This is a genomic window from uncultured Modestobacter sp., from assembly GCF_947486615.1.
GTDB lineage: Bacteria > Actinomycetota > Actinomycetes > Mycobacteriales > Geodermatophilaceae > Modestobacter.
Window position 1 is genome coordinate 178,469 of record NZ_CANKUD010000004.1, and the last position, 11,413, is coordinate 189,881.

At 74.9% G+C, this 11,413-nt stretch carries 10 protein-coding genes; 3 read left to right on the top strand and 7 right to left on the bottom strand.

The features are described 5' to 3' along the window. Positions 1 to 11: 11 nt before the first annotated feature. The 3 genes from Q1A09_RS09530 to Q1A09_RS09540 all read left to right on the top strand — a co-directional run bounded on the left by Q1A09_RS09530 (position 12) and on the right by Q1A09_RS09540 (position 2,694). On the top strand, positions 12 to 719 hold the full coding sequence (locus Q1A09_RS09530) for a hypothetical protein (protein WP_299953995.1): 708 nt from the start codon (positions 12 to 14) through the stop codon (positions 717 to 719). A 167-nt stretch (positions 720 to 886) separates the two neighbouring features. Then, the gene (locus tag Q1A09_RS09535; protein ID WP_299953997.1) at positions 887 to 1,828 is read left to right on the top strand and encodes an ABC transporter ATP-binding protein; all 942 of its coding nucleotides are present in this window, start codon (positions 887 to 889) and stop codon (positions 1,826 to 1,828) included. Continuing rightward, positions 1,825 to 2,694, top strand: a complete 870-nt coding sequence (locus Q1A09_RS09540; protein ID WP_299953999.1) for an ABC transporter permease subunit — start codon at positions 1,825 to 1,827, stop codon at positions 2,692 to 2,694. Before Q1A09_RS09535 ends, Q1A09_RS09540 begins: the two co-directional genes overlap by 4 nt. 248 nt (positions 2,695 to 2,942) lie before the next feature. On the opposite strand, the gene crtI is transcribed toward Q1A09_RS09540, so the two are convergent. The 7 genes from crtI to Q1A09_RS09575 all read right to left on the bottom strand — a co-directional run bounded on the left by crtI (position 2,943) and on the right by Q1A09_RS09575 (position 11,387). After that, positions 2,943 to 4,436, bottom strand: coding sequence for an NAD(P)/FAD-dependent oxidoreductase (gene crtI, locus Q1A09_RS09545; protein ID WP_299954001.1), 1,494 nt, complete (start codon positions 4,434 to 4,436; stop codon positions 2,943 to 2,945). A 99-nt stretch (positions 4,437 to 4,535) separates the two neighbouring features. Continuing rightward, on the bottom strand, positions 4,536 to 5,405 hold the full coding sequence (locus tag Q1A09_RS09550) for a polysaccharide deacetylase family protein (protein WP_299954003.1): 870 nt from the start codon (positions 5,403 to 5,405) through the stop codon (positions 4,536 to 4,538). A 159-nt stretch (positions 5,406 to 5,564) separates the two neighbouring features. Further along, entirely contained in the window at positions 5,565 to 7,055 is a 1,491-nt protein-coding gene (locus Q1A09_RS09555; protein WP_299954689.1) for an HNH endonuclease signature motif containing protein, read from the bottom strand. A 306-nt stretch (positions 7,056 to 7,361) separates the two neighbouring features. Then, complete coding sequence (locus Q1A09_RS09560) at positions 7,362 to 8,891, bottom strand: DUF2252 domain-containing protein (RefSeq protein ID WP_299954005.1); 1,530 nt, start codon at positions 8,889 to 8,891, stop codon at positions 7,362 to 7,364. A 68-nt stretch (positions 8,892 to 8,959) separates the two neighbouring features. Next, on the bottom strand, positions 8,960 to 9,430 hold the full coding sequence (locus tag Q1A09_RS09565) for a GNAT family N-acetyltransferase (RefSeq protein WP_299954007.1): 471 nt from the start codon (positions 9,428 to 9,430) through the stop codon (positions 8,960 to 8,962). Positions 9,431 to 9,450: 20 nt separating this feature from the next. After that, complete coding sequence (locus tag Q1A09_RS09570; RefSeq protein WP_299954009.1) at positions 9,451 to 10,476, bottom strand: ABC transporter permease subunit; 1,026 nt, start codon at positions 10,474 to 10,476, stop codon at positions 9,451 to 9,453. Beyond that, the gene (locus tag Q1A09_RS09575) at positions 10,473 to 11,387 is read right to left on the bottom strand and encodes an ABC transporter ATP-binding protein (RefSeq protein ID WP_299954011.1); all 915 of its coding nucleotides are present in this window, start codon (positions 11,385 to 11,387) and stop codon (positions 10,473 to 10,475) included. The genes Q1A09_RS09570 and Q1A09_RS09575 overlap by 4 nt, the downstream gene beginning before the upstream one ends. Positions 11,388 to 11,413: the final 26 nt, after the last annotated feature.

Genomic DNA, 11,413 nt, shown 5'->3' on the forward strand with positions numbered 1-11,413 from the left:
ACGGTCGCGCCATGTCGCCCGGAGCCGAACCGACCACGGCGGTCCGGCCACGTCCACGGCCCTCGCCGCGGGCCCCCTGGACCGCGGTGCGGGTGGCCCTGGTCGTGCTCTGGCTGGGCATCGCGCTGGCCACCGTCCTCACCGGCCAGCGCGCGGCGTCCCTGGCCGACCTGCGGACCGCCGTCGACAGCGGCCGGGTGGACGAGGTGCGGGTCAGCCAGGGGCTGGAGCCGGGGACCGTCGGCTCCGCCGTGCAGTCGGCGGTGTGGCGCGCGGGTCCGGTCACGCGGCGCACCGAGGTCTGGGTCGCCAGCCCCGGGGTCGCCGTCCCGCAGGACACCCGACCCCGGATCTCCGGCGACCTGGCCGACGAGCTGCGCGTGACCGCCCCGGGCTTGCGCGTCGTGCCGCTGGTGGAGCCGTTCTCCTGGTCGGAGGTGGCGGGCTGGCGGGTGCCGACCTGGGTCGGTGCGCTCCTGCTGGTCGACGGGCTGGCGGTGCTGTTGCTGCTCGGCGGTGGTCCACCGCCGGCGCGGGCCACCCGCTGGGCCTGGTTCTGGCTGAGCTGGCCGCCGGTCGGCAACCTGGCGTTCCCGCTGCTCTCCGGGCCGTTCCCGGGGCTGCCGGCGCCACGCCCCGGTGGGCGGCGGCTCACCGGGGGCTGGGTGTTCCTGCTCTGTCTCGTGCTGGGCGTCGGCTTCTTCGGCGCCGCCCGCTGACCGGCGCCCGGGAGCTCCGCTCAGGGGCCGCTCAGGGGCCGCTCAGGGGCGCAGGTCGGGGGCGGGTCAGGGTCGGTTCAGGGCGCTCCCCGATGTCCGCGGCGCGGCTCCGCCGACAGGCTCGTCGGCATGGACACCACCTCCTCCGCCCGCCCCGGGGGGACGCTGTGATCGTCGCCCGGGGACTCACCAAGACCTACGGACCCAAGACCGCCGTCGACGACCTGAGCTTCACCGTCGAGCCCGGCCGGGTGACCGGCTTCCTCGGCCCGAACGGGGCCGGCAAGTCCACGACGATGCGGATGCTGCTGGGCCTGGACCGCCCGACGTCCGGCAGCGCGACCGTGAACGGCCGGTCCTATGCCGCATCGCCCGCGCCGCTGCGCGAGGTCGGCGCGCTGCTGGAGGCACGGGCCCTGCACCCGGGCCGCAGCGCCCGCGACCACCTGCGCTGGCTGGCCGCCAGCAACGGCATCCCGCGCGCCCGGATCGACCAGGTGCTGGACCTGGTCGGGCTGGAGGCGGTGGCCGACCAGCGGGTGGGCCGGTTCTCCCTCGGCATGGGCCAGCGGCTGGGCATCGCGGTCGCGCTGCTCGGGGACCCACCGGTCGTCGTCCTGGACGAGCCGGTCAACGGGCTGGACCCCGAGGGCATCCGCTGGGTGCGGAACCTCGCCCGGGAGCTGGCCGGGCAGGGGCGGACGGTGCTCGTCTCCAGCCACCTGATGAGCGAGATGGCTCTCACCGCCGACCACCTGATCGTGGTCGGTCGCGGCCGGATGCTGGCCGACTGCTCGATGAGCCGGTTCATCGCCGACCACGCCGCCTCCTACGTGCGGGTGCGCAGCCCCCGGACCGCGGAGGTGGAGACCCTGCTGCGTCAGCACGGCCTGGACGTCGACCGGCAGGACGTCGACCGGCAGGACGGCGAGCTCCGGGTGCAGGGGCTGGACGCCGCCGGCATCGGCGAGCTCGTCGGCGGGGCCGGGCTGCACCTGCACGAGCTGACCCTGGTGCAGTCCTCGCTGGAGGACGCCTTCATGACCCTGACCGCCGACAGCGTCGAGTACGCCGCCCACCAGACCGAGACCGCAGGAGCCCTCCGATGAGCGCCGGCCCGACGACCAGTGCGGCCCCGCTCCCGTCTGCAGCCGGCCCGGACGTCGTCCGGTTGGACCCGGACCGGCACGTGCCCGGCCGGCGCGCCCCCGGCTTCGGCGCGGCGCTGAACGCGGAGTGGATCAAGTTCTGGACCGTGCGCTCCAGCCGCTGGTCGCTGGGGCTGCTGTTCGCGCTGGGCGCCGGCCTCACCACGCTGATCTGCTGGGGCGCGGCCCGGGACCTCGCCGCCGGTGCCACGACGGAGGTGCCGGAGACCTTCATCACCTTCGGTCTGCTCTTCTCCCAGCTGACCGCGGTGGCACTGGGCGCGCTGGTGGTCACCAGTGAGTACGGCACCGGCATGGTCCGGGCGACGCTGACCGCGGTGCCCCGGCGCGGCCGGGTCCTGGCGGCCAAGGCGGTCGTGCTCGCCGGCGTGCTGTTCGTCGCCGGCGTCGTCACCGCCTTCGCCGGCTACCTGGGTGGCAACTGGTTCCTCGACCGGGAGGGCTTCGGCGTCGCACTGTCCGACGACGGAGTGCTCCGCGCGCTGGTCGGCAACGGGCTCTACCTGGCGGGCCTGGGTCTGTTCGCCATGGCGCTCGGGCTGCTGGTGCGGCACACCGCCGCGGCGCTGACCGTGGGCATCGCGCTGGTGCTGGTCGTCGGCAACCTGGCCTACGCGCTGCCCGGCGCCTGGGGGGAGTGGGTGGCCAAGGTGATGCCCGGCAACGCCGGTGGCACGGTCGCCCAGGTGCTCCCCTTCAACGGCGGTGCAGTGCTGGGGCCGTGGACCGGGTTCGGGGTCTTCGCCGCCGAGACGGCGGCGCTGCTGATCGTGGCCACCCTCGTCTTCCGCCGCCGCGACGCCTGAGGCCGACCTGCTCGGTCCCGTGCCCGGTCCGCTGCCAGCGGGCCGGGCACCGGCGCGTGCATGGCTGGGTGTGCGCGGACGGCGGCGTGCTCCCTCCGGACGGCGGCGTGCTCCCTCCCGACGGCAGCGTGCTCCCTCCGGACGGCAGTGTGCTCCCTCCCGACGGCGGCGTGCTCCCTCCCGACGGCAGCGTGCTCCCTCCGGACGGCGGCGTGCCCGGTACCCGGCTGCTGAGCCCGCCGACCGGCTCAGGCCGGGCCGATCAGCCCCGCCACGATCTCGGCCGAGAGGGTGACCAGCGGCAGCCCGCCGCCGGGGTGCGCCGAGCCGCCGACCAGGAACAGGCCGGGCACGGGAGAGGCGTTGGCCGGCCGCAGGAACGCCGCCCGGGCGCCGTTGCTGGACGTGCCGTAGATGGACCCGCCCGGGCTGGCGGTCTCCTGCTCCAGGTCCGCCGGGGTGCGCACCACCTGCCAGCGCACCCGGTCGCGGACGTCCAGGCCGCGGGCCGCCATCCGGGCGAGCACCAGGTCGGCGTAGGCACCGGCCCGGCCGTCCGCCGTCCAGTCGACGCCGCGGCCGGGCTCGTGGCGGGGGGCGTTGACCAGCACGAACCACGACTCGCTGTCGTCGTCCGGCCGGGTGGCCGGGTCGTCGGGGGCGCTGATGTAGACGGTCGGGTCGGCCACCGGCCGCTTCGGGCCCTGCCGGCCGAACAGCGCGTCGAACTCCGCGGTGTGGTCGGTCGGGAAGAGCACCGTGTGGTGGGCCAGATCCGGCGTGCGGCCGCGCAGGGCCAGCAGCAGCACGAAACCCGAGGACGACGGCGTGACCCGGCGCAGCGCGGCCCGCGGGCCGCGGGCCGGCACCCGGGCGGGCAGCAGCCGGCCGTAGAGGTGCGCGGCATCGGCATTGCAGACGACGACGTCGGCCGGCAGCACGGCGCCGTCGGCCAGCCGCACGCCGGTGGCCCGGCCACCCTCGACCAGCACCTCGGCGACGTCGGCGTCGGTGCGCACCACGGCGCCGCGTTCGACCGCCCGGTCGGCCACCGCCTCGGGCAGTCGGCGCAGGCCACCGGGCACGTACCAGGAGCCGAACGCCTGCTCGGCATAGGGCACGGTGAGCAGGGCGGCGGGTGCGCGTCGGGGGTCGGAGCCGGAGTAGGTGGCGTACCGGTCGAGCAGCATCTGCAGCCGCGGGTCGGTCAGGTGCCGGCGGCCGAGTCCGCGGAGCGTGCGGCCGGGGGCGATGGTGCGCAGGTCGGCGACGTTGCGGGCGAGCCGGGCCAGCGTGGCCGGACCGGCGAGCGGGGACCGCAGGAACGGCTGCTCGGTGGCCCGCCACATCGCCTCGGCCCGGCTCAGCAGCGCCGACCACTGGGCGCCGCTGCCGGGGCCCAGGTCGGCGTCCAGCCGGGCCGTGATCGCGTCGCGGTGGCCGGGCACCGCCGTCGTCGTCCCGTCGGCGAAGCGGTAGGCGACGGCGGGGTCCAGCCGGCGCAGCGGGAGCACCGTGGCGAGCGGGTCGCCGGTGGCGGCGAAGAGGTCCTCGAAGACCTGCGGCAGCGTGACCAGGCTGGGGCCGGTGTCGAAGCCGTGGCCGTCGCGGGCGTACCAGCCGAGCTTGCCGCCGACCTGCGGTGCCTGCTCCAGCACGGTGACCGTGTGGCCGCCCGCCGCGAGCCGCGCCGCGGCCGCCAGCCCCCCGAGCCCCGCCCCGACGACGACGACCCTGGCCACGGCGCTCACCGTAGCCGCGTGGCCCGCCGGGCCGGGGCGCCGTTGGTCACGCAGTGCGGTCTCGACTGCTCCGAGACCGCACTCAGTGACCAACGGCGGTCAGAAGTCCGACTCCAGGTGGGCCAACAAGGTGGCGCCGTCCCAGGTGGGCGGCGGCATGACGCGGCGGATGGTGAGGAGTGGCTGGGCGGGGTCCTGGGTGTCGGAGAGCTGGAAGGCGGCTCGATAGCCGGCGGCGGCGACGTGCGGTAGGGCCTCCTGGTCCCACATGCCGTGCGGGTAGGCGAGCAGGTCGACCGGCTGGCCGAGGATCTCGGTCAGGGTCTGGCGGGGCTGGTCCAGCTGCTCGGTCCACTGGTCGCCGGTCAGCTGGTCGACCCGCTGGTGGTCCCAGCTGTGCGCGCCGATGGTCATCCCGGCTGCGGCCATCTCACGCAGCTGGTCGCTGCTGAGCCAGTTCGGCTTGTCCAGCACCACGGTCATCGGGAAGAAGGTCGCAGGGAAGCCGAACTGGCGGAGCGTCGGCAGCCCGACGGTGGCGTGGGTGGCCGAGCCGTCGTCGAAGGTGAGCAGCACCGCCCGGTCGGGCAGCGCGGTGCCGAACTGGAGGTGGTCGACGAGCGCGGTACCGGACACCGGGGTGTGGCCGCCGTCGCGCAGCGCCTGGAGCTGGGCGCTGAACACCGCCGGTGGCGTGATCATCGTGCGGGCGTAGGGGCTGTCGTCGGCGGTGTGCTCCCGCAGCTGGTGGTAGCAGAGCACCGGGACGGTCGAGCGGGCCAGCACCTCGGCGGGAGTGCCCGGCGTCGGCGGTGGTGGCTCCGGAGCCGGGCTGGGAGTGGGCGTGGGCTCGGCCGAGGACGACGGTGCGGGAGACGTCGTCCGATCGGCAGTGCGCCGTTCCGTGCCGCCGCTGCAGCCGGCGAGGGCGAGTGCGGCTCCGGCGGCGAGGAAGTGGCGTCTGTGCACCCGCTGAGACTGCTCATCGCTGCCGGTGAGCGCAAACGTCCCGAGTACGGCGGCTCGCCCAGGGCTCGCGTTCGTCGGCCTTCATCCAGTGGTCCCGGTCGGTCGTCTGGGGACATGGCGACATGTCGACCTCTCGTGTCGATGGGCGGGCTCGGCCCGTCAGAAGGGCGGTGGGTCGTCGGCGGGTTGGTCCAGCAGCGGATCCGGTCCGGGCGGCACCGCCTCGGTCTGGGGCGGTCGCGAACCTGGTGGTCGGGTGGTGCGGGTGACCCCGGACGGCGTGGTGACGTGCAGGGTGCCGTCGCCGTCGAGGTGGAAGCGCCAGCCGGGGGCGAAGGTCTTGAGCCGGTGGTGGGAGCGGCACAGGCAGCAGAGGTTGGTGCAGTCGGTGACCCCGCCGCAGGCGTGGGCGGTGACGTGGTCGAGGTCGGTGAAGCCGACGCGTTGGCCGCAGTTGGGGAACCGGCAGCGCCGGTCGCGGGTGGTGACGAAGGCGCGTTGTCGGGCGGTGGGTGTGTAGCCGCTGGTCGGTGGTGGCGGGCCGAGCACCTGGCACCCGCACGGATCGGGGGCACTGGCTCGTTCGGCGCGAGCCCCGGTCGCGGCTTCGGTGTCGGCGATGTGGCGACGGACGATCGGGCCGTTGCTGCCCTCGCTGTCGCTGTCGCTGTCGGGGTGCTGGGGGCAGCCGCGGCGAGCGAGGCGGGCCAGCTCGGCGGGGGTCACGGTGGCCAGGAGCTGCCCGTCGGGACCGGTGAGGGCGTAGGTGAGCGTGCCGCCGTCGGGGGTGGTGAGGCCGAGGGCGCCGACGCGGGCCAGGAGGTCGCGCAGGTGGGTGGCGGTGATCGGCAGGCCGTTGACCTCACCGGTGGTGCTGCTGGCGCCTTCGAGGGCGCTCAGGTCGGCGGTGATCGTCAGGTTCGCAGCGACCGATGGGAGCCCCGAGTCGGCCGGGCGGCGGATCAGGGCTGAGAGCACGTGCGCCCGCAGCACCCCGATGGGGCGGGGGTCACCGTCGGCCTTGAGCATCGTGGCGAGCTGGTCGATCAGGTCGTGGCACTCCACGGCCTCGTCGGTGGGCAGGTCTGCCGCGAGCGTCGATCGGCCGTCGGTCGGGGAGGGGTAGACGCGCACGTCGGCGGTCTTCTCCCCTTCCGCGCGGCGTTCCTCGGCCGCGGCGGCGTCGAGTTCGAGCATGAGTGCGGTGGCGCGTTCGCGCAGCCGGTACACCGACAGACCGGTGGCCTCCGGGAGCAGGGCGGCCTCGACCTGCCCGGCGACCTCGGTGGTGGTGTGGGCCAGGACGTCGGCCAGGGCGTCGGCGCGGCGTTCGTCCAGGTCGCCGGACTCCAGCGCGGCCAGGGTGGCGGGGAGCTTGCGGGACCAGGTCAGCGCCCGGGCCAGCCGGTGGGAGGCGGTGCCGCGGCCGAGGTTGAGCACCGTGGACAGCTCGGCGGGGAAGAACTCGCTGATCTCTCCACCCCCGGGCTGAGCGGCCCAGGTCGAGGACGGCGCGCCGGGGCCGACCGGGTCCAGCGCGGCCGGGCGGGCGGCGGCCAGCTGCAGGATCAGTCGCGCCTCGTGGGCGGCGTCCATCGCCCGCCGGCGCTGGATGCTCTGCAGCTCCGCGGCGACCTGCTCGGCAGACATCGCCCGGGCCCGTGATGAGTGGGAGCCGAAGGCGTACTGCAGATCGATGACGACGTCGATCGGGCCGAGGGGCATCGGTGTCGTCGTCACGCATCGAACATACGTTCGAGGTATGACAGTTTCGGTAGAGGCCGACCGGCCGAGGGGTCGCCGCGGTGGAGACCGCTGAGCGGGCGACCCACCCCGGGCCGAGTGCAGCCCCCACCGGAGTGGAGGCTCGACGGGAGTGCAGCCCCGACCGGGAGTGCAGCCCCGAACGGAGTGCACCCTCGAGCGGGAGCGCTGCCCGGGGCGGCCGGCCGCGGGTCAGCGGTAGACGACGTCCACGTTCTGGAAGGCGCCCAGCTCGTGGTCGGCGACGAAGTGCTCGTGGTCCCGGCGGACGCGGTCGGCGGCCTCCTCGGCGAAGCGCAGGACGTCGTCGACGAACAGGTCCCGGCCGCCGATCGCGTCGAGGATGGCCGGCTCGACGTCGTAGTCGACGTTGCCGTTCTCGTCGGACATCGCATGCGTGTGCGCCAGCACCCGCCCGCAGATCTCCGCGTACTCCTTCCAGTCGCCCGCCGACAGCGAGCCCAGGCTGATGTCGTCACGGAACGGTGCCCGCTCCCGCACCATGAAGCTCTGCCCCTCGATGTCGACGCTGCCGTAGAAGACGTCGCCGTCGACCAGGTGCACCCGCTGCGCGTGCCGGATCCGGTCGCCCTGCTCGTCGGCCTCGTACCCCGACGGCGGCACGAGCCCGGCCAGCGCCGACCGGCGGGCCCGCTTGAACTCCAGCAGCAGGTCGTCGGTGCCGTCGTCCTGCATGCCGGCGATGAGCACGTAGTACCGGGTCAGCCCCAGCGACGCGGTGCCGGCGCCGCGCCGCTCGGCGACGTCCTTCACCCGCATCTGCCCGGCCCGCTCCGGCACCCGCACCTCGTTCTCGGCGACGTACCGGTCGACGATGCCCTGGAACTCCTCGCGGCGGCTGCTCACCGGCACCAGCTCGTCGTCGGTCCGGAAGCCGCGGCGGGTCTCGTCCAGCAGGTCGCCGAGCCACTCGGCCCGGCTGGTCTCCAGCGTGCTGGAGATCAGGTCGGCGATCAGCGGCGGCGCGTTGTCCAGCCGCAGCTGCTGGGTCTGCTCGCGGCCGTCGGCGGCGTAGGAGGCGATCCCGTCGATGTACCCGCGCACGAAGCGGCGGGCGACGGCGAGCTGCTTCTTCCGGCTCAGGTCGCCCTTCTCGGCGGCGCCGAGCAGGAAGCCGACGGCGCCGCGCTTGAGGTCCCAGGTGAACGGCGCGTAGTAGGCGTCGTCGAAGTCGTTGACGCTGAAGATCGGCACGTTGTCCGAGCTCGGCATCACGCCGAAGTTGCCCGGGTGGACGTCGCCGAGCGCGAGCACGGTGGGCAGCCGGGAGTCCTCGCCGACGAGGTCGCGGTAGAAGAGCAGGTTGGTGCCGCGGAAGAAGTGGAAGACCGACCCGGCGAGCTTGTCGAACTTGTCGCGCGCCTCCAGGTCGCCGGTGGCGATGCGGGTCTCGTGGTCCTCGCGCACCGTCTCGCGCACGTGCACCCGGCGGTCGTTGCCGGTGAGCATCCGGGGGATCAGCACCATCTCGCCGCGGGCCCGGGCCTCGGCGAGCAGGCGGAAGGCCTCGACCCGGGAGTACACCGGACGGCGGCCGTCACCCCGCACCGTGCCGTCCCCGGGACCGTCCCCGTCGGCGGGTGAGGGGCGCAGGTGGTCGAGCAGCTGCTCCTTGCTCATCGACGAGCGTCCGGGCACGTCCTGCTCACGCGCGCGGCGCAGCAGCTCGGTACGGGTGGCGGACTCGAGGTCGGTGTCCATGACCTGGGCCTACCCGGCACCCGCCCTGCGCCGAAACGGATGTCATCAGGTCGTCAGATACCGGCCGCTCAGCGGACGAGGCGGACCTCCGCCAGCCCCTCCCACGCGTCGTCGACCTGCCGTGCGCCGTCGGGGGTGAAGCCGTTGCGCCGGTAGAACGCGATCGCCCGCGGGTTCTGCTCGGCCACCCACAGCGACGCGGGCCGGCCGGCGAGGACGGCGTCCAGCAGCGCCTGGCCCAGGCCGCTGCCGTGCTGCGCCGCACGCAGGTACAGCGTGCTCAGCTCCTCCGCCCGGACCGGGGGCTCGTCGCGGCTGGGGACGGCCTGGGCGAACCCGACGACCTCGCCGTCCACCTCGGCGACGACCACGGACGCGGTCTCCGGGTCGGCCAGGAGGCGGCCCCAGTTGGCGGCGAACCGCTCGGGCGACCGGATGGCGAAGAAGGCGGGGGACAGCAGGCCGCCGTAGGTCTCCTGCCAGCAGGCGAGGTGACAGGGGCCGATGCCGGCGGCGTCCGCCGCGGTCGCCGGGCGCACGACGCCCTCCCGCGCGGGGTTCAGTGCAGGTCCCGGCGGCTGAAGAGCACGATGCCGATCCCCAGGACGACGGCCGTCACGACCGCCACGAAGACCCCGGCCTGCAGGTTGCCCAGCACGTACACGGTGGGCTGCCCGGTGAACCGGTCGTAGTCGGTCGTGATGGTCAGCCCGTCCGGGAGCCCCAGCGCCGTGGCGTTGTTGGTGAGCAGCCACGGCTGCCACTCCGGGCGGATGATGCGCACCGCGGTCTCCAGCACCGCGAAGTACACGAAGCCGACCCCCAGCGCCGCGCCGGTGTTGCGCACCAGGTTGGTCAGGCCGAAGCCGAGCAGCCCGACGAGGGTCGTGAGCAGCACACCGCGGCCGGCGGTGCCGAGCAGCTCGGGCCAGAAGTCGCCGGGCAGGGCGACGCCGTCGCCGACGAACGCCTGCCACAGGCCGGACATCGCCAGCCAGGCGGCCTGCGCCACCACGCCCAGGACGGCGGAGGCGACCGCGACGACGGCGATCTTGGCGGCGAGCACCCGGGGGCGCCGGGTCTCCCAGAACAGCAGCGCCACCATCGACCGGGTCGACCACTCCGCGCCGACGAAGGTGGCCCCGACCAGGAAGGCCAGCACCGAGCCCGCGGCGCTGAACGCCACCGCGCCGGCGATGCCGTCCGCGGCGAGGGAGAACGGCGCCGGGGACAGGAACCAGTCCAGCGGGACGTCGTCCGTGGTCGTCTCCGGGCCGCACCACTGGTCCAGCGTCAGGTCGTCCGGGGGAGCGGCGTCCCGGAGGCACTGTTCGCGCCCCTCGTTCTGCATCTCGACCTGCTCGGCGCGGGCCTGCTCGGCCGCGGCGAGGCGCTCGGGCGTGGGCGAGGCGTAGCCGATCAGTCCGATGACGGTCACCGCGGCCCAGCCCAGCGCCGCGAGCACCAGCAGCACGTGGATGAACCGGCGGGCCGCGAAGCGGTGCACCTCGGCGGTGAGCAGGCCGCCGAAGCGGCCGGCCGGCCGGGTGGCCGGGGCCTCCGGCGGGGTCTGGACGGCGCTCATGCCGGCTCCGCCGTCAGCGCCAGGAACGCGCTCTCCAGGTCCGCTGCCACCGGTGTCAGCTCCTCCAGGTAGTGGCCGTGCTCGGCGAGCACCCGGGTGACCTCGCCCGGGCCGCGCACCGCCGCGACGACCAGGGCGTCGTCGGCCGGGGTGACGGTGTAGCCGGCGGCGGTGAGCACCGCGGTCGCGGCCGCCCGGTCGGGCACCCGCACCCGCACGTCGCCGGTGGAGCGGCCGGCCAGCACCTCGTGCACCGGGCCGGCGGCGATGCACCGGCCGCGGGCCATGATCGAGACGCGGTCGGCGACCTGCTCGATCTCGGCCAGCAGGTGAGAGCTGAGCAGGACCGTGGTCGACCCGTCCCGGCCGAGCCGGCGGATCAGCTCGCGGACGTCGCGGATGCCGGCCGGGTCCAGCCCGTTGCTCGGCTCGTCCAGGATCAGCAGCTGCGGGGACTTCAGCAGCGCGGCCGCGATGCCCAGCCGCTGCTTCATCCCCAGCGAGTAGCCCTTGAACCGGTCGTCGGCGCGGTCGGTCAGCTCGACGGTCTCCAGCACCTCCTCGACCCGGGTGCGCGGCAGGCCGGCGGTCTCGGCGAGCAGCCGCAGGTTGCGCCGTCCGGAGAAGCCGGGGAAGAACAGCGGGGTCTCCACCAGGGCGCCGACGCTGCCGATCACCTCGGGCAGCCCGGCCGGCACCGGCCGGCCGAGCAGGCGCACCTCACCGGCGTCGGGCCGGATCAGCCCGAGCAGCACCCGGATGGACGTCGTCTTGCCCGAGCCGTTGGGCCCGAGGAAGCCGTGCACCCCGCCGGTCTCGACGACCAGGTCGAGGGCGTCCAGCGCCTGCTGCGGCGGTCGGCCGCGCCGGGCGTAGGACTTCGACACCGCGTGCATCTCGACGGCGGGCACCGGCGCCTCCTGGCGGCTGGCTGGTC

Coding starts and splice junctions, on each gene's coding strand:
- Q1A09_RS09530 (WP_299953995.1), top strand. CDS start 12: ATGTCGCCCGGAGCCGAACCGACCACGGCGGTCCGGCCACGTCCACGG.
- Q1A09_RS09540 (WP_299953999.1), top strand. CDS start 1,825: ATGAGCGCCGGCCCGACGACCAGTGCGGCCCCGCTCCCGTCTGCAGCC.
- Q1A09_RS09555 (WP_299954689.1), bottom strand. CDS start 7,055: ATGTCTGCCGAGCAGGTCGCCGCGGAGCTGCAGAGCATCCAGCGCCGG.
- Q1A09_RS09560 (WP_299954005.1), bottom strand. CDS start 8,891: ATGGACACCGACCTCGAGTCCGCCACCCGTACCGAGCTGCTGCGCCGC.
- Q1A09_RS09570 (WP_299954009.1), bottom strand. CDS start 10,476: ATGAGCGCCGTCCAGACCCCGCCGGAGGCCCCGGCCACCCGGCCGGCC.